Annotated in this window: 15 protein-coding genes; 4 read left to right on the forward strand and 11 right to left on the reverse strand. The window is 75.2% G+C overall.

Annotated features, from left to right (window positions below):
• Positions 1 to 117: 117 nt before the first annotated feature.
• Genes KRAD_RS00705 through KRAD_RS00715 form a run of 3 tightly spaced genes read right to left on the reverse strand, consistent with a single transcriptional unit; the run spans position 118 to position 4881 of the window.
• Positions 118 to 1263 (reverse strand): XdhC family protein, encoded by a 1146-nt coding sequence (locus KRAD_RS00705; protein WP_011981300.1) that lies wholly within the window; start codon positions 1261 to 1263, stop codon positions 118 to 120.
• Positions 1256 to 4006 (reverse strand): molybdopterin-dependent oxidoreductase, encoded by a 2751-nt coding sequence (locus KRAD_RS00710; RefSeq protein ID WP_011981301.1) that lies wholly within the window; start codon positions 4004 to 4006, stop codon positions 1256 to 1258. The genes KRAD_RS00705 and KRAD_RS00710 overlap by 8 nt, the downstream gene beginning before the upstream one ends.
• Entirely contained in the window at positions 4003 to 4881 is an 879-nt protein-coding gene (locus KRAD_RS00715; protein ID WP_011981302.1) for an FAD binding domain-containing protein, read from the reverse strand. The genes KRAD_RS00710 and KRAD_RS00715 overlap by 4 nt, the downstream gene beginning before the upstream one ends.
• A 2-nt stretch (positions 4882 to 4883) precedes the next feature.
• Here KRAD_RS00715 and KRAD_RS00720 point away from each other — a divergent pair, with 2 nt between their 5' ends.
• Entirely contained in the window at positions 4884 to 6437 is a 1554-nt protein-coding gene (locus KRAD_RS00720; protein WP_011981303.1) for a PucR family transcriptional regulator, read from the forward strand.
• On the opposite strand, the gene KRAD_RS00725 is transcribed toward KRAD_RS00720, so the two are convergent.
• Genes KRAD_RS00725 through uraD form a run of 4 tightly spaced genes read right to left on the reverse strand, consistent with a single transcriptional unit; the run spans position 6431 to position 8680 of the window.
• The gene (locus tag KRAD_RS00725) at positions 6431 to 6916 is read right to left on the reverse strand and encodes a nucleoside deaminase (protein WP_011981304.1); all 486 of its coding nucleotides are present in this window, start codon (positions 6914 to 6916) and stop codon (positions 6431 to 6433) included. The two genes, KRAD_RS00720 and KRAD_RS00725, sit on opposite strands and share 7 nt — an antisense overlap.
• Positions 6913 to 7812 carry a factor-independent urate hydroxylase gene (pucL, locus tag KRAD_RS00730; RefSeq protein WP_011981305.1) on the reverse strand — a complete coding sequence of 300 codons (900 nt, stop codon included), beginning with the start codon at positions 7810 to 7812 and terminating at the stop codon, positions 6913 to 6915. The genes KRAD_RS00725 and pucL overlap by 4 nt, the downstream gene beginning before the upstream one ends.
• A 2-nt stretch (positions 7813 to 7814) precedes the next feature.
• The gene (uraH, locus tag KRAD_RS00735; RefSeq protein ID WP_011981306.1) at positions 7815 to 8144 is read right to left on the reverse strand and encodes a hydroxyisourate hydrolase; all 330 of its coding nucleotides are present in this window, start codon (positions 8142 to 8144) and stop codon (positions 7815 to 7817) included.
• Positions 8141 to 8680 (reverse strand): 2-oxo-4-hydroxy-4-carboxy-5-ureidoimidazoline decarboxylase, encoded by a 540-nt coding sequence (gene uraD, locus KRAD_RS00740; protein ID WP_011981307.1) that lies wholly within the window; start codon positions 8678 to 8680, stop codon positions 8141 to 8143. The genes uraH and uraD overlap by 4 nt, the downstream gene beginning before the upstream one ends.
• Before the next feature lie 261 nt (positions 8681 to 8941).
• Between uraD and KRAD_RS00745 the strand changes: the two genes are divergently transcribed.
• The gene (locus KRAD_RS00745; protein WP_275263101.1) at positions 8942 to 9538 is read left to right on the forward strand and encodes a nucleotidyltransferase family protein; all 597 of its coding nucleotides are present in this window, start codon (positions 8942 to 8944) and stop codon (positions 9536 to 9538) included.
• 37 nt (positions 9539 to 9575) lie between these two features.
• Here KRAD_RS00745 and KRAD_RS00750 read toward each other — a convergent pair whose 3' ends face one another.
• Entirely contained in the window at positions 9576 to 10949 is a 1374-nt protein-coding gene (locus tag KRAD_RS00750; RefSeq protein WP_011981309.1) for a purine-cytosine permease family protein, read from the reverse strand.
• Positions 10946 to 11425 (reverse strand): nucleoside deaminase, encoded by a 480-nt coding sequence (locus KRAD_RS00755; protein ID WP_238985688.1) that lies wholly within the window; start codon positions 11423 to 11425, stop codon positions 10946 to 10948. The genes KRAD_RS00750 and KRAD_RS00755 overlap by 4 nt, the downstream gene beginning before the upstream one ends.
• A gap of 92 nt (positions 11426 to 11517) precedes the next feature.
• Between KRAD_RS00755 and KRAD_RS00760 the strand changes: the two genes are divergently transcribed.
• A complete protein-coding gene (locus KRAD_RS00760) occupies positions 11518 to 13167 on the forward strand; it encodes a PucR family transcriptional regulator (protein WP_011981311.1) in 1650 nt (549 codons plus the stop codon).
• Here the strand turns inward: KRAD_RS00760 and KRAD_RS00765 are convergent.
• Together KRAD_RS00765 and add are read right to left on the reverse strand one after the other, a co-directional pair.
• On the reverse strand, positions 13115 to 14464 hold the full coding sequence (locus KRAD_RS00765) for an LLM class flavin-dependent oxidoreductase (RefSeq protein WP_011981312.1): 1350 nt from the start codon (positions 14462 to 14464) through the stop codon (positions 13115 to 13117). The two genes, KRAD_RS00760 and KRAD_RS00765, sit on opposite strands and share 53 nt — an antisense overlap.
• Positions 14461 to 15516, reverse strand: coding sequence for an adenosine deaminase (gene add / locus KRAD_RS00770; RefSeq protein WP_011981313.1), 1056 nt, complete (start codon positions 15514 to 15516; stop codon positions 14461 to 14463). The genes KRAD_RS00765 and add overlap by 4 nt, the downstream gene beginning before the upstream one ends.
• Positions 15517 to 15737: 221 nt before the next feature.
• Here add and KRAD_RS00775 point away from each other — a divergent pair, with 221 nt between their 5' ends.
• Entirely contained in the window at positions 15738 to 16559 is an 822-nt protein-coding gene (locus tag KRAD_RS00775; RefSeq protein ID WP_011981314.1) for an amidohydrolase family protein, read from the forward strand.
• The last annotated feature ends 38 nt before the right edge of the window (positions 16560 to 16597 follow it).

The following is a 16597-nucleotide window of genomic DNA, read 5'->3' on the forward strand; positions in this document are numbered from 1 at the left end:
CGCCGTCCACCACGCCCTCCACCCTTCCTCCGGTCAGCACACCTCGTTCGACGTCCGGCGGGCTCCACCACGGCGGCCCGCCGGGCCGCGCGTCGAGGTCCCCCGTGGTCCGCCGGGTCACGAGCAACGACGCACCTGCGGGACGATCAACGGAACCGGGGTGTCCGCGCGGTGGATCGGACCCGCGCTGCGGCTCAGACGCGCCCCGCTCCCCCCGTGCCGGTGCGCGATGATCTCCGCGACGATGGACACGGCGGTCTCCTCCGGGGTCCGTGCTCCGAGGTCCAGACCGAGGGGCGAGGACAACCGCTCCAGCTGCTCAGCCCGCACCCCCGCCGCGGCCAGCCGGGACAGGCGATCCCGATGGGTTCGTCGCGACCCCAGGGCGCCCACGTAGCCGGCGGGCCCGCGCAGCGCCTCCTCCAGCAGGGGGACGTCGAACTTCTCGTCGTGGGTGAGGACGCACACGACGGTGCGCTCGTCGACGGCGGTGGCGCGCAGGTACGCGGCCGGCCACTGCACGACCACCTCGTCCGCGTCCGGGAACCGGGCTCGGGTGGCGAACAGGCCCCGCGCGTCGCAGACGGTCACGTGGTAGCCGAGGAACTTCGCCAGCCGCGTCAGCGCCCCCGCGGGCTCGACCGCCCCGAACACCAGCAGGCGCGGCGGCGGGGCGACCACCTCGAGGAAGACGTCCACCTCGTCGTACCGGCCGTCCGCGCACCCCACCGGCCGCGGTGCACCGCTGTCACCGCGGCGCAGCGCCGCGCGGGCCGCCGCCTCCACGCTCCGGTCGAGGTCCGCGTCGCCGAGGGTTCCCGCGGTGCCCGCCGCGTCCACCAGCAGGGTGCGGCCCAGCCGCGCGCTGCCCGCCGGGCCGACGACGGTGGCCAGGACCGTCGCCCGCCCACCGGCCTCGGCCTCGACGGCCCGGCGCAGCAGGTCGCCGTCCGCGACCGTGAACGGGCGGACCAGGACGTCGAGGGCGCCGCCGCAGGTCAGGCCCACGGCGAAGGGGTCGTCGTCCACCCCGAACCGCTCGGTGCGGGAACGCCCGTCCTCCAGGGTCAGGCGGCACAGCTCGTACACCGCCCCCTCGACGCAGCCGCCGGACACGCTGCCGACCACCGCACCGTCCGCGGTCACGACCAGGGAGGCTCCCGCCGGGCGCGGCGCGGACCCCTCGACGCGGAACACCGTCGCCACGGCGAAGGGTTCGCCCCCGGCCAGCAACCCCCGCAGTTGCGGGAAGACCTCACGCACGGTCGGCCGCCTCGGCCAGCGCGCGCCAGACGCGGTCCGGGCGCATCGGCAACCTCCGCAGCCGCACCCCGACGGCGTCGCGCACCGCGTTGGCCAGAGCGGGAGCGACGGGGTTGTAGGGCGCTTCGCTCATCGACTTCGCCCCCAGCGGGCCCACCGCGTCGACGGTGTCGGCGAACAGAACCTCCGTCGTCCCCAGGTCGGCGGCCCGCGGGGCGTGGTACTCCCGCAACGACACCGTGAGGGGGCTGCCGTCGTCGGCGCGGTGCACCTCCTCGAACAGGGCCGACCCGATGGCCTGCGCGACCCCGCCCTCGACCTGCCCGCGCAACTGCACGGGGTTGAGGACGACCCCCGCGTCGACGGCGTGCACCGACCGCAGGATCCGCACCTCGCCGGTGCTGGTGTCCACGGCGACGCGGAAACCCTGGACGTTGAACGCGACGGAACGCAGTGCGGCGTCGTCGGCCCCGTCGGCCCGCGGCGCGGCGCCCGCGGTGCGCACCGCGTGGGCGTGGACGTCGCTCAGCGGGACGGAGCGCGGCCCGCACCGCACCCCCTCCGGTTCCAACACGACCGTCGCCGGGTCCGCGCCGAGCAGGTCGGCGCCCAGCGCCCGCACCTGCCCCGCGAGGCGCTCGCAGGCGATGAGCAGCGCCTTGCCGGCGACGACGGAACCGGCCGAGCCGAACGCCCCGGTGTCGTGGCCGGTGACGTCGGTGTCGGCCTGCCGCAACCGCAGCCGGTCGGCGGTGGTGCTCAGGGCGTGCACGCCGATCTGGGTGTGGACGGTCGTCGTGCCGTTGCCGAACTCCGCGGTTCCGACGTTCAGCTCCCACGTCCCGTCGGCCAGCAGGCGGGCGGAGGCCTCCGCGAAGTGCCCGCGCGGGGGCACGGTGGCGATCATCGACAGCGCGATCCCGGACCCGGTGCGCCAGCCGGGCCCGTCGGGGACGGGGTCACCGCCGCGCGGGAGTTCCCGCTCCACCAGGTCCAGGCACTGGTCCAGGCCGTAGCTGCCGAAGCGCAGACCGTCGTCCTCGCCGGTGACGGCGGGGTCGGAGGTGGCGACGAACCGGTCGCCGGGGACGACGACGTTCCTGCGGCGCACCGTGAACGGGTCGATCCCGAGTTCGCGGGCCAGGTCGTCCAGCGCCGATTCGAGGGCGAAGACGACCTGGCCCAGGCCGTACCCCCGGAAGGCGCCGGAGGGGACGGAGTTCGTGTAGACCGCGCGGGCGTCGACGCGCTTGTTCGCGCACCGGTACGTCGCCACCGACTCGTGCACGGAGTGGAACATCACCCCCGGGGAGTGGTTGCCGTAGGCGCCGGCGTCGGAGAGCAGGTCCACCGCCAGCGCCGTCAGGGTGCCGTCCGCCGTGGCGCCCAGACGCACCCGCACGTCCATCGGGTGCCGCGTCGGCAACGCCGTGAGCGCCTCGCGGCGGGTCGTCTCGTACTGCACGGGCCGGCCGGTGCGCAGCACCGCGAGGGCGACGAGGTCCTCGGTGAGCATCTCCTGCTTGCCGCCGAAACCCCCGCCGACGCGGGCGGCCAGCACCCGCACCCGCGCGCGGTCCAGGCCGAGGACCCGGGCGAGCTCGTCGCGCACGAGGAACGGCACCTGGGTGCTGCTGCGCACCACCAGCCGTCCCTCCTCGTCCAGCCAGCCGACCGCGGCGTGGGTCTCCAGCGCGACGTGGGCGACGCGCTGGGTGCGCCAGGTCCCCTCGACGACGGCGTGGGCGGAGGCCAGGGCCTCCTCGACGTCGCCGACCTCGCTGTGCAGCTCGGCGACCAGGTTGCGCGCGGGGTCCGCGATGCGGCTGTCGGCGTCCTTGTCGGCGTGCAGCAGCGGCGCACCGGGAGCGGTGGCCCGGTGCGGGTCCAGGACGGCGGGCAGCACCTCGTACTCCACGGCGATCAGCCCCAGCGCCTCCTCGGCGAGCGCCACTGACTCGGCGACGGCCACCGCGACCCGCTGGCCGTGGTGGCGCAGGACGGGGTCGAGGACGAGGGTGTCGTCGGGGTCGTCGAGGCGGTTCTGGTGGCGACCGGTGGAGAACAGCACCGGCGGTGCGTCGTGGTGGGTCAGCACGAGGTGCACGCCGGGCAGCGCGGCGGCGGCGCGGGTGTCGATGGCGGTGACGCGGGCGTGCGCGTGCGGGCTGCGCAGGACCGCGGCGTGCAGCAACCCCGCCGGAACGTCGCCCTCGGCGAGGTCGAGGGTGTACGGCTCGGTGCCGGTGACGACGCGGTGCGCGGCCGGCGCCGCGACGGCCTCGCCGATCCCCCCGCTGCGGGCGAGCGCGGGCAGGGTCTGTCCGCCCGCCGCCTCGCGGACCGCGCGGTACCCGGTGCAGCGGCACAGGTTGCCCTTGAGGTGCTCGTCGAGGTCGGCGCGCTGCTCCTCGTCCAGCGCCGCGGCGGTGACGACCATCCCCGGCGTGCAGAACCCGCACTGGAACCCGGCCGCGTCCACGAAGCGCTGCTGCACCGGGTGCAGGCTCCCCGCCGGGGCCAGGCCCGCGGCGGTGGTGACCTCCCGGTCGCCCGCGCGCAGCGCGGGGTACAGGCACGAGTGCACCGGGGAACCGTCCACGAGCACCGTGCAGGCCCCGCAGTCCCCGGTGTCGCAGCCCTTCTTCACCGTCGTCCCGGCGTTCTCGCGCAGCAGGGTCCGCAGGCACTGCCCCGGCCGCGGCTCCACCTCGGCGGCCACCCCGTCCACGGTGAGCTTCACGAGGCACCCCCGGGTTCCGCGGGTTCCGCGAGTTCCTCGAGTTCTCCGAGTTCTCCGAGTTCCGCCACGACCCCCGCGACCGAGCGCAGCGTCACCGCGCGCCGCCAGTCCGGGTCGCCGTGCACGTCGGAGAACCAGCCCGGCCCCTCCGCCACGGCGGTGCGCACGTCCTGCACCGCGCGCGCGGTGGACGGCGCGGCCGGGTAGCGCAGCACCACCGGGCGCGGTGTCGCCGCCGTCACCGCCAGCGTGAACGTCCCGTCCGCGTCGCGGCGCGCGGTCACCAGCGACGCCGAGCGGCCGAGGCGCTGCAGCGAGGTGCGGCGGAACGCGGTGCGTCCGCGCAGCGCGCGCTCGGGCAGGTCCACCGCCCGCAGCACCTCCCCGGGGCGCAGCGCGGTGCGCCCGTCGCCCACCACGAACTCGGCCACCGGCAGGTGCCGGGTGGAACCGTCCGCCCCCCACAGCTCCACGACGCCGTCGAGGGCGACGGCGAGGGAGGTCATGGCGCCGGCCGGCAGCGCCGTGCACACGTTGCCGCCGACGGTGGCCACCGCGCGCACCTTGAAGGAGGCCAGGAGCGCCCGCACGCACTGCCGCAGCAGCGGGTGCGCGGACCACCCCGGCCGGGCCGGCACGGCGGCCACCTCGGCCACCGGGCACGTCGCGGCCAGGCGCAGGCCCGCGGCGGAGACGGTCCAGGGCTGCCACTCCAGGGTGGTCAGGTCCACCAGGGTGCGCAGGTGCGGCTGCTCGCAGGAGAACAACCACGTCCCCCCGGCCAGGACGGAGGTCGTGCCCGCGCCGGTGTGCGCGGCGGCCAGCGCGGCGCGGTCACGCACGGGGATGATGGCCTCGATCGTGTTCAGGTCCACGGGTGCGAGCCCTTCTCGAGACGACGGAGGTGCGCGTGCGGGTCCACGACCTGCTGCCGCGGTACGACGGCGACCCCGCGGGTCCGGCCGCGGGAGCCGGGCTGCGGATGCTCGCCGGTCGGCCCACGGCGTTGCAGCGTCCCGTCACGGGCACCAGCACCGTGGACCTGCTCGACCCCGGCCGCTACGTCGGCGTGGCCCACCTGGTGCTCACCGGCTTGGCGTGGCGCCGCGGCGGCGACGACAGCGAGCGGTTCGTCGCCGCGGTCGCCGAGGCCGGGGCCAGCGCCCTCGGGGTCGGCGAGGGTCTGCTCGGGGAGGTCCCCGCGGACGTCGTGCGGGCCGCGCGACGGCACGAGCTGCCGTTGTTCGCGGTGCCCGCCGACCTGCCCTTCCACGAGATCAGCGCGCGCGTCGCCGCCGCCGTCGCACCCGGCACGGGCCCCGGTTCCGGTGCCGGGTCGGCCGGCGACGGCGCCGTGCTCCGGGTGCTGCGGGGCCTGGCCGAGGGCCGCCCCCTGTCCGAGCAGGTCGAGGACGTCTCCGCCCACCTGGGCCGTCCGGTGCGGGTGCTGTCGGCCACCGGCCGGCTGGTGGCCGGACCGGCGACGCTCAGCGAGGACGAGGCCGACGACGTCGTGCGCAGCGGGGCGCGCGCGACCGCCCGCGGGGCAGCCGGGCCGGGCCTGGTGCGGCTGGCGGGCGGGGCGGTGCAGGTGCGTGCGGTGGCGGCCGAGGACCCCGCCGAGCGCTGGTGGGTGCTCACGGACGCCGGTGCTCCCGCCGGGGCGGGTGCGCTGCTCGACGCGCTCGCCGGAGCGGTCGCGGTGCACCGCCGCACCGCGGCACCCCCACCCGCCCCGGCGGGGCGTGTCGTGGTGGTCCTGGCCGAGGGGGCGTGGTCGGCGCAGGCGCTGGCCGACGCCCTGGGCGACGTGCCGCACCGGGTGCAGCTCACCTCCGGCGGCACCACCGCCGTCGCGCAGGCCCGCCCGGACCTGGTGGCGCTGCTGCGCCGGCGCCTGTCGCGCCTGGAACCCTCCCTCGGTGCGCGCCGGCTGCTCGTCGGGGTGAGCCGTGGCGAGGAGGAGGGGGAGGACGCGGTGGCCGGCGCGCGGCGCGCGCTGAGCGCCGCGCACGACACCACCGCGGACCGCGTCGTCGTCCTGGAGGACACCCGCACCGGCACGGTCGTGGACCTGCTGCGCGCCGTCCCGGTCCCTGAGCGGACGGCGTTCGTGCGCAGCGTGCTGGACCCGGTGCTCGGCGACGGGGAACTGCTCACCACGCTGCGCGTGCACCTGGGCCACGGCTGCTCGCCCACCCGCACCGCCCAGGCGCTGCACGTGCACCAGAACACCGTCCGCTACCGGGTGGCCCGCCTGGAGGAGCTGCTCGGGCGGAACCTGCGGGAGGTCGCCGACCTCGCCGACGTGCACGTCGCCCTGCGGCTGCACGACGACCTCGCCGGTCCCGGCGGGCGCGGGACCGGCGGTCCCGGCGGGCCCGGCCGGGGTGCCGCTGGTCCGGTCCGACACGGCGGGGCTCCTCAGTAGTCGACGCGCGCGGCGCTGGTCAGCCACGCGTCGAAGGGTTCGGTGGCGCAGGGGACCTCCTGCTGGAGCACCGGCGTGGACCACGACGCCCGGTCGGTGGAGAAGAGCTCGTAGAAGGTGCGGTCGTCGAAGCCCCCGCGGGCGGCGTCGTCGCGGTCGGCGGCGTACACGACGCGGTCCACCCGCGCCCACAGCGAGGAGGCCAGGCACATCGGGCACGGCTCGCAGCTGGAGTACAGGGTGGTGCCGTGCAGGGAGAACGTGCCGGTCAGGCGGCACGCCTCGCGGATGGCCTGGACCTCGGCGTGCGCGGTGGGGTCGTTGTCCCGGGTGACCCGGTTCTGCCCCGCGGCCAGCAGTTCCCCGCCCCGCACGAGCACCGCGCCGAAGGGGCCACCGCCCTCGGCGACGTTCTTCGTCGCCAGTTCCACGGCGCGTTCCAGGAAGTGCGCGTCGGCGGCGCCCGCAGCCGCGCTCACGCCCACGCCTCCGGCGCCGCCGGGAAGACGTCGTTCGCCACGACGGCCTGGATCAGGCCGTAGGGGCGGTCGGCGGCGTGGAACACCTCGCCGTGGTTGTCGGTTCCGAAGCGCGCCAGGTCGTAGTCGAAGTGGTGCTTGTTCGGCGCCAGCAACCGGATCTCCGCCGCCTCGGGCACCCGTTCCAGGGCGCTGCGGCCCATGTGCCACAGGGTCTGCTGCAGCGCGAGGGAGTGCAGCGTGGCGAACTGCTCGATCAGCGCCTCGCGGATCGTCGCGTACGCGGCGTCGAAGTCGAAGCCGTCCGCCAGGGCCGCGGCGCCGTAGCGCCAGGTCGCCACCAGCGACGTCGCCATGACCCGGTCGTCGGTCTCGGGCAGGGTGGTGTACGCGTCGGTGAGGAAACCCTTGAACTGCGACCCGGTGGACTTCAGCAGCGTGAGGTCCTTCAGGCCGGCGAGCACGTGGACGACCTGCCGGCCGTCCCCGTCGCTGACGGTGGCGGCGGCGGTGCGGACCTCGGCCCCGGACCGGATCCAGGTGTGGTCGTGCTCGTTCCCGCCGACCTGCGCCCGCGTCCACGGGTACGCCTCGACGTCGACGCGCGCGCCGCTGACGGGTTCGACGTCGTCGACGAAGTGGCGCGCGAGGTCCAGCGCGTACCCCTCGACGGTGGCGACGCCCTTCTCCTTGGCGTACGCGTACACGGTGTTCTTCTGCGTGTCCGTCGGGAGGACCTTCGACTGGTCGCCGCTGAGGTAGGCGTCGGCGAAGTCACCGCGCAGCGTCGTCGTGACGTTCAGGTCCACGATTTCGTGGCGGGCGGTGTCCCGCCGGAAGCGGACGACCCGGTTCTCGGCCTTGCCGTAGCGGTGGTCCGCCAGGACGATCGACACGGTCAGCTCCCGCGGTAGGTGGAGTAGGCGAACGGGGACAGCAGCAGCGGCACGTGCAGGTGGGGACGGGCGTCCGCGCCGGGGGTGACGGTGAAGGCGACGACGACCTCCGGGTGGAACGTCTCGCGCCCGGCGGCGGCGAACCACTCCCCCGTGGCGAAGGTCAGGCGGTGCACCCCGGCCCCGAGGTCGGCGTCGAGGCGGGCGCGCCCGTCGGCGTCGGTGCCGGCCCTGGTCAGGACCTCCCCGCCTGGCCCGGTGAGGGTGAGGCTCACCCCCACGGCCGCCGTGCCGGTGACGGCGTCGAGGACGTGGGTGGACAAGGTCGTCACGACGCGGTCCCCGCCCGCACCGGCGACGCGTCGCCCACGGCGCGCTCCAGCCGCAGGCGGGTGATGGCCGCGAGTTCCCGGCGCAGCACGGCGCGCTCGGTGACGGGGTCGTTGTCCAGCCGGGAACGGAGCACGGCGAGCAGCTCCTCCGCGCTGCGCCCGGACGCGCACACCAGGTACACGTGCCCGAAGCGGGCCTCGTAGGCGCGGTTTCCCGCGGCGAGGTCGTCGAGCACGGCCGCGTCGGCCGACAGCGCCGCGGCCTGCTCCCGGCGGGAGGCGGCGTTCGCCGGACGTTCCCCGATGCGGGGGTGAGCGGCCAGCGCGGCGTCGACGTCCTCCTCGGACGCGGTGGCCAGAGCGGCGTCGGCGGCGTCCAGCAACGCGGCCACCGCGGGGAACGGGCGCTGCGCCGCGAGGGCGGCGGCCCACCCGGGTGCGTGGCAGCAGGCCAGGAGCAGGTCGCGGAACTCCTGCTCCGGAAGGGCGTTCAAGGCGACGACGCCCTGGACGCGGCCCTCGGTGGTGCTCACCATCGTTGCCTCCTCCTGGTGACGGACGGCCAGTGTCACCGGGTCCGGCGAGGCCGCGCAGCCGCCGAAGTGCCAGCGTTCGGTGTCCGCGACCGCGGTCCCTGGTCGGAACCACCAAACGGCGCGGAGTCCGGAACCCGCCGGAAACGTGCCGGAAACACCGCCGCCCACCCCGCCCCCGTCTCCCCCGCCGACCGCGTCCTCGCCCGCGCCGGCCGGCCGGCGGTCCCGTGGTGGAATGGGCCGGTGCCGGTCCTGGGGGTGGTGCTCGCAGCGGGCGCGGGAACACGCATGGGGGTTCCCAAGGCGCTGCTGCGCTCGGCCGGGGGCGCCAGCTGGGCGGCCCGGACGACGGAGGTCCTCCGGGCCGGCGGCTGCGCGTCGGTGGCCGTCACCGTCGGCGCCGCCGCCGGGGAGGTCCGCTCCAGCCTGCCGGACCGGGTGGACGTCCTCGAGGTGCCCGACTGGGACCGCGGCCCGGGCGGAAGCGTCCTCGCCGCGCTCGACCACGCGCGGGCCGCGGGGGTCGAGGCGCTGCTGCTGATGCTGGTGGACCTGCCCGAGGTCACGGCGGGCGACGTGCGGGCGGTGCTGGAGGCCGGGGGCGAGGATCCCTCGGCCGCGCTCGTCCGCGCGGGGTGGCGGGGCCGCGGAGGGCACCCCGTGCTCCTGGGGCGTCGGCACTGGGCCCGGGCCACGAGGCTCGCCGCCTCCGGGACGGGGCTGCGGGAACTGCTGCGGGAGGAGGGGTGTCTCGAGGTCGCGGTGGCCGCGTCGGTGCGGGACGTCGACACCCCGGACGCGCTCCCGGAAGGCACCTCCTCCCCCGGCGGTGTCCGGTGGAGGGCCCCGGCGCGGTGACCCGGGGCCCGTCCCCGGGCGGGTCCTGACCGCGCGGTCACACCGCAGCGGGCCTCCGCTTCGGCAGCAGCGCGTAGGTGGCGGCGGCGACCGCAAACCCGACGAGGGCGGTGAGGTCACCGGCGCCGGGTGCTGCGGCGGGAACGGGACCCACGTAGATCTCCTGGTTGGCGAAGAGCCCCACGGAGAGGACGAGCCCGATGAGCATGGCGGCCACGCCCGAGGGGTTGCGGAAGGCGCGGTCGTGCAGCAGGGGCTGCAGGTCCCGCCCCCGGCGGGCGAACTGGTCGACGAGGACGACACCGAGCCACGGGGCGATCCAGTAGGCGATGACGAGCAGGAACTGCTCGTAGGCGTGACCGGCGTCGGACAACCCCGCCCAGGCCAGGACGAAACCCACGACGCCGAAGGCGACCGGCACGATCGCCCGGCGCCGGGTCAGCGCCGTGAACCCCATGGTCAGGAACGACATCGAGCCGGAGTAGACGTTGAGGATGTTCGCGCAGATCGCCCCCAGGGCGATGGCCAGCAGGGTGATCTGGCCCAGCGCAGTGGGCAGGTGGGAGGTGAACGCCGCGGTGGGGTTGCCGTCGACCGCGCCGGGGATGGTCACCGACGCGGCGCCGGCGAGCATGAGGACCGAGGTGGAGACGAACAGACCGAGACCCGCCGCCCGGCCCGCCGCGGCCCCGGTGCCCGGCCGCAGGTAGCGGGTGTAGTCGGTGGCGTAGGGGTTCCAGCCCGCGGTGTAGCCCCAGGCGGTGGCCGCGGCGAGGATGAAACCGCCGGTACCGCCGGGGGTGGCGGGCGCCGCGCTGTAGTCCGCCTCGGCGAAGGTCAGCACCGCGACGACGGCGAACACCACCGCCAGCACGACGGCGGCGTAGCGCTCGAAGAGGTGCACGAGGTCGTGCCCGAGGGCGGCGATGGCGATCTGCACGACCACGACCGCCACCAGGCACAGCAGGGCGGGCAGGCTCGTCAGGGCGGACAGCGCGAAGGCCGCGCTGACGCTGTTGACGGCGAACCACCCGAAGCCGGCCATGACCGACATGAGCGCCGCGGGCAGCAGGTTGCCGAGGTGGCCGAACGCCGTGCGTCCCAGCACCATCTGCGGGACCCCGACGCCGGGCCCGCGGGCGGACAGGACGCCGTGGCTGATCGCGGCCAGGGCGTTGCCCAGCAGGAGGGCGGCCGCGGCCTGCCAGAACGACAGGCCGAAGGCCTGCGTGGCGAGGACCCCGACGAAGATCGTGGCGAACTCGAGGTTCGGTGAGCTCCACGTCCAGGCCAGGTTCCGCGGCCGACCGCGACGTTCGTCCAGGGGGATGGTCTCGGTGCTGCGCCGCTCGATCGTCTCGGTGCGCACCGCGGTGGTGGTCTCGCCGTCGGCGGTGGGGGTGGTGGTCACGGGAGGTCCTCTCCGATATCTTCGAACCACACGTCGGGGCGCTGCTCGATGAAGGTGGTCATGAGGGCTCGGCAACGGTCGTCGTCGAGCACGGTCACCGAGACGCCGTGCTCGGCGAGCCAGGCGTGCCCGCCGGTGAAGGTGGTGCTCTCCCCGACGAGCAGGTGCCCGATCCCGAACTGGCGCACCAGCCCGCTGCAGTACCAGCAGGGCGACAGCGTGGTCACCATCACGGTGTGGCGGTAGGACGCTCGCCGGCCGGCGTTGCGGAAGGCGTCGGTCTCACCGTGCACGGACGGGTCGTCGTCCTGCACGCGCCGGTTGCGGCCGGCGCCGAGCAGGGTGCCGTCGAGGGTGAAGAGGGCGGCCCCGATGGGGACACCGCCCTCGGCGGCGCCCGCGCGGGCCTGCTCGAGGGCCACGTCGAGCAGGCGGGTGGCGTCGAGGGCGGGTGGGAGCAGGAGCGTGGTGGTCACGGTGGCAGTCCACCGCACCCGGCTCGTCCCCCGGCAGGGACACGACGTCAGCCATCGAGCCGGCGATCACGTGCACCGCGTACCGTGCGCGGATGGTCCTGAGCGTGCGCAGCGCGTTGCTCCACCCCGTCGTGCGGGATGCCCGTCCCGAGCTGCTCAACGGGGAGGAGGGTCTGGACGCTCCCGTGCGGTGGGTGCACTCCAGCGAGATCTACGAGATCGGGCCGCTCCTGCAGGGCGGGGAACTCCTCCTGACCACCGGGCTGGGCGTCGCGACCGTCGACGCGGGGGCTCGCCGGCACTACGTCCGCGACCTCGCCACCCGCGGGGTCGCCGCCCTGGCGGTCGAAGTGGGCCGCTCCCTCCCGCAGGTCCCGCCGGAGATGGCCGACGAGGCGGCGCGTCGCGGGTTGCCGCTGGTGGTGCTGCACGAGGTCGTCCCGTTCACCCGCATCTCCGAGACGCTGAACACGGCCATCATCGGCGGTGCGACGCTGCGGCTGCGCTTCGCCGAACGGGTCATCACGGCGGTGGAGGGCGCGCAGGTCGAGGAGCGGGGGTTGTCGGGGCTGCTGTCGGCGGTGGGCGACCTGGTCCAGCGCTCGCTCGTCCTCGTCTCGGCCGGGGGCGCGCTCGTCGCGGCGGCGGGGACCTCCTCCGACCGGGACGCCTGGCGGGTCCTGGAGGCGGGTGGCCCGCGGGCGTCGATCTCGGTCCGCGGCCGGGCCTGGGGCGTGGTCGCCGCCGCTCCCGCGGCGCTGCCCGGCCCGGGGTCCGACCCCGGCGGGGACGAGGACGACGTGGCCACCGCGTTGCGCTGGCTCGTCCCCGCCCTGGCCATGGAGGTCGTGCGCACCCACCGGGCTCCCAGCCGCCCCGACCAGCTCGCCGAGCGGCTGCTGTCCGAACTCGTCGACGGAACCGCCCCCGCCGACACCGACGTCCTCGTCCGGGCGGGCGCGGCGGGGTTCCACCCGGGCGTGGGGGACGTCGTGGTCGCCGTCGCGGTCGACGCCCCCGAGAGCCGGTCCGGCCTGTCGGTGCTGGAGTCCGCCGCCCGCGTGACGGGAGGGGTGCTGCTGCGCGGGCGCGTCGGAGCGGAGGTGCTGGGGCTGTTCGCCCTCGCCGAGCGCGGTGACCAGGTGCGGGTCGTGACCGCCGCCGTCGAGCGGGCCTGGCAGCGTGCGGGCCGCCCGCCCCTGCGGGCCGCGGTGGGTGACCCGGTGCGCTCGGACCGCGCCGCGGGCGGCTGGCGGTGGTCCCTGGGCCGGGCGCGGGCGGCCCTGGCCGTGGCGGGCACCACCCGCCCGCCGCTGCCGGAAGCGGGCACGCCGGTGACCACGAGCCGGACGTGGGCCCTGGACCTGCTCCTGCGCGACGCCGACGTCGACGTCGAGGACCTGGTCGAGGCGACGCTGCACCCGCTGCGACGGTGGGACGAGCGGCACGGGAGCGAACTCATCCGCACCGTCGAGACGCACCTGCGCCTGGGCTGCTCCCCCGGTCGCACGGCCGCAGCCCTGTCCATCGGCCGCCAGACCACCTACCAGCGGCTGCGCCGGGCCGAGGAGCTCCTGGGCCACCCCCTCGACGACGCCGACGCCCACGCGGGGCTGCTGCTGGCCACCGCCGCCGCCCGCCTGGGCGGTGGGCCGCCCACCCGGTCCGGCCCCGTCCCGGGCGGGGCGGTCAGCGGCGACCGGGGTGCGTCCCCGGTAGGTGCGGAGAACCGGAACCGGTGAGCATCTCGCGCAGCGAACCCCGCCGCGGCTGCGCGGGCAGCAGTCCCCTGGCCCGCAGCAGCGGCATCACGTCGGCGATGAAGTCGCGGTAGGACTCCGTCCCGCCGAAGGTGAACTCCACGAGGAAGCCGTCGACGTCGGTGGCCTCGACGATGGACTCGATCTCGTCGGCGACCTGCGCCGGGGTCCCGGTGACCTTGAATCCGCCCATGGTCTCGCGCAGACCGTCGAGGACCTGCCCCACGGTCAGCGAGGGGTCCTGGTACTGCCGCAGGAGGCTCTGGCCGACCTCGGTGGAGATGTCCTGCAGGGTGGCGGCCGGGTCGAAGCGGGTCAGGTCGATCCCGGACCACCCCAGGAACAGGGCGGCCATCGCCTCCCGGCTCGGGGCGTCGGTCAGCTCGCGCCGCAGCCGGCGAGCCTTCTCCTCCGTGTCCCCGACGACGACCGACAACCCGTTGACCACCTTGACGCCGTCCCGTGGGCGTCCCCGCTCCTGCGCGCGGTCGCGCAGGTCCCGCACCAGCGCCGCGGCGGCCTCGACGTCGCGTTCCTGGGTGAAGATGCACTCGGCGTAGGTGGCGGCGAAGTTCTTGCCCGCCACCGACGCCCCGGCCTGGAACAGGGTCGGGGTCCGCTGCGGGGACGGCGCGATCGGGTAGTAGCCGTCGAGGGCGAAGAACGGGCCGTCGTGGTGCAGGCGGTGCACCTTGGCCGGGTCGGTGAAGACCCCGCTCGCCTTGTCCATCGGCTGCGCCTGCTCGTCCCACCCCTTCTCCCACAACGTCAGGCACAGGGAGACGAAGTCGTCGGCGCGGGCGTAGCGGGTGTCGTGCGCCGTGACCGCCCCCTCGCCGAGCAGCCGGACGAGGGCGTCCTGCATGTCGGAGGTGACGATGTTCCACCCCACCCGCCCGTTCGTGAGGTGGTCGAGGGTGGAGTACTTGCGGGCCAGCAGGTAGGGCCGTTCCGCGGTCGTCGACGAGGTGACGACGAAGCCCAGCCGGTCCACGGTCGCGGCCAGCCCCGACAGCAGCAGGGGTGCGTCGTGGACGGGGAACTGCACCGCCTCGCGCACGACGACCTCGGGGACCTCCCCCTCCGGGGTCATCGGGTAGGCGAGGGCCTCGGCGAAGAAGAGGAAGTCGAAACCCCCGGCGTCCAGCTGGCGCGCCAGCTCCTGCCAGTGAGCCATCCCGGCGTACCCCTCGGGCTGGGCCAGAGGATGGCGCCAGGAGTTGGCCAGGAACGTGGGGGCCATGACCTCGAAGGCCCCCAGGACCAGCTGCTTGCTCATGCCCTCGCCTGCCCCGCCGTCGCCAGTCGGGCGATGCGGTCCTCGACCTGCGTCCGCAGGGTCTGCTTGTCGCTCTCGTCCAGCCAGCAACCGTCGACGGCGTTGCGGGTGAACTGCGCCAGCTCGTCCAGGCCGTAGCCCAGGGCCCGGGCGAGCACGCGGTAGTCGTGGGTGGGGTCCGTCCCGAACATGGGCGGGTCGTCGGAGTCGATGGTCACGCACAACCCGGCGTCGACCATCTCGCGGATGCGGTGGTGGGTCCCGTCGCCGCTGCCCGAGTACCTCCCGATGTCCGAGCTCACGGGGGTGCAGGTGAAGGGGATGCGCTCGCTCACGCAACGGGCGGTGAGGTCGGGGTCGTCGACGACGTGGTAGCCGTGGTCGATCCGTTCCCCGCCCAGCAGGTCGAGGATGGTCTCGACGTGGTGGGGAGGCCCGGACTCCGAGTGCGCGGTGCGGTGCAGCCCGGCGCGCCCGGCGAGGGCGAAGGCCCGCCAGAACTTCTCCGGGGGCCCGATGGCCTCGGAGTAGTCCAGTCCGACCCCCAGGACCTCCTCGCGCCGGTCGGCGATCACCTCCTCGACGAGCTGGAGACCCGCGGCGGCGCTGTCGTTGCGGTTCAGGGCGACGACGAGACCGGAGGCGATGCCGGTGTCGGCACGGGCGTCGCGTGCACCGGCGATGACCCCGTCGAGGATGGTGGCGTAGGGAACGCCGGGGTGGCCGGGTGGGCTGAGCATGATCTCGCGGTACAGCACACCGTGAGCGGCGCCACCCGCGGTGAGGGACTCGTACGTCACCCGGTGGAAGTCGTCCGCGTCGCGGATGACGGCCCCCACGACGTCGAGCACCCGCAGGAACTCGTCGAGGTCGTCGTAGCTCTCGTGGTCGTAGAGGTCGTCCGCCGTGCAGCCGGGGCGCCCCACCGCCGCGTCGAGGTCCACGTCGTGCTTGCGGGCCAGTTCGAGGACGGTGCTCGCCGACACCGACCCGATGAGGTGGGTGTGCAGCGACACCTTGGGCAGCCGGGCCGTGAGCTCGTCGAGGTCCATGCGGTCATCCTGCCCGTGCGCCGGGCGCCGTCCCGGGTGCGGCGCCGACCGGTAACACGATGGAAACGCGGGTGGCGACGGAGGGGACGGGGACCGGGGTGCCCGCCCGGCCCGCGTCCACGGACGGAGCCCGCCACCCGCCGTTCCCGGTGAGGACCACGAAACGCAGAAGTAGTCCGGGGGTAACCAGCCGGAAACGGTTCGCGCGTTAACTACCTCTCGTGACCCGGACCCACGACGCGCACCGCCACCTCGGCCGGCTGCCGGCGTACCCCTTCTACGGCGGTCCTCCCGTCAACCCCGACACCACCGCTCGCGAGCAGATCGCCGACCTGCTCGACGACCTGGACCACGAGGGCACCGAACGCGCCCTGCTGCTGCCCAACTACGGCGTGCCGGTCGCCGAGGCCTCCTTCGCGCTGAACGACCTCGTGCTGGAGACCACCGCGAAGGACGACCGGTTCGTCTGCGGGCTGTGGACCTCACCGCGCAGCGAGGACGCCGCCCTCACCGACGCCGCTCTGGCGCTGGCCGGCGAACCCGGCGTGGTCGCGCTGAAGACGAGCTTCCTGCTCGGCGGCGGGGTCGACGACCCGACCTCCCAGCCGCAGATCGAGAGGATCTTCACCACCGCCCGCGAACGGGACCTCGTCGTCCACGTGCACACCTCTCCCGGGGCGGCCTCCGACATCGACGAGGTCGGCAAGCTCGTCGACCGCTACGGCGACGAGGTCCGCATCCACCTCGTCCACCTCGGGGGCGGGATGAGCGCGCACATCAAGCTCATCGGCGGGCGGTTCTTCGACTGGATCGAGGCCGGCAAGAAGGTCTACACCGACACCAGCTGGGCCATCGGCTTCGCCCCCCGCTGGCTGGCCCGGGAGATCGAGCGCCGCGGCGTCGGCGGGGACCGCGTCCTGTTCGCCAGCGACGAACCCTGGGGCGACCACGCAGGCGAACTGGCCCGCATGCGGGCCGCCGCCGGCGACGGCGAGCTGGCCCGGATGTTCCTGCACGAGAACTTCTCCACCCTCTACGGCTGACGAGCTCAGCCACCCCGAACCCCCGCCGCGCGGCGACC

The sequence above is a fragment of the Kineococcus radiotolerans SRS30216 = ATCC BAA-149 genome, from assembly GCF_000017305.1.
Classification (GTDB): domain Bacteria; phylum Actinomycetota; class Actinomycetes; order Actinomycetales; family Kineococcaceae; genus Kineococcus; species Kineococcus radiotolerans.

Coding starts and splice junctions, on each gene's coding strand:
- uraD (WP_011981307.1), bottom strand. CDS start 8,680: ATGGTGAGCACCACCGAGGGCCGCGTCCAGGGCGTCGTCGCCTTGAAC.
- KRAD_RS00760 (WP_011981311.1), top strand. CDS start 11,518: ATGGTCCTGAGCGTGCGCAGCGCGTTGCTCCACCCCGTCGTGCGGGAT.
- KRAD_RS00765 (WP_011981312.1), bottom strand. CDS start 14,464: ATGAGCAAGCAGCTGGTCCTGGGGGCCTTCGAGGTCATGGCCCCCACG.
- add (WP_011981313.1), bottom strand. CDS start 15,516: ATGGACCTCGACGAGCTCACGGCCCGGCTGCCCAAGGTGTCGCTGCAC.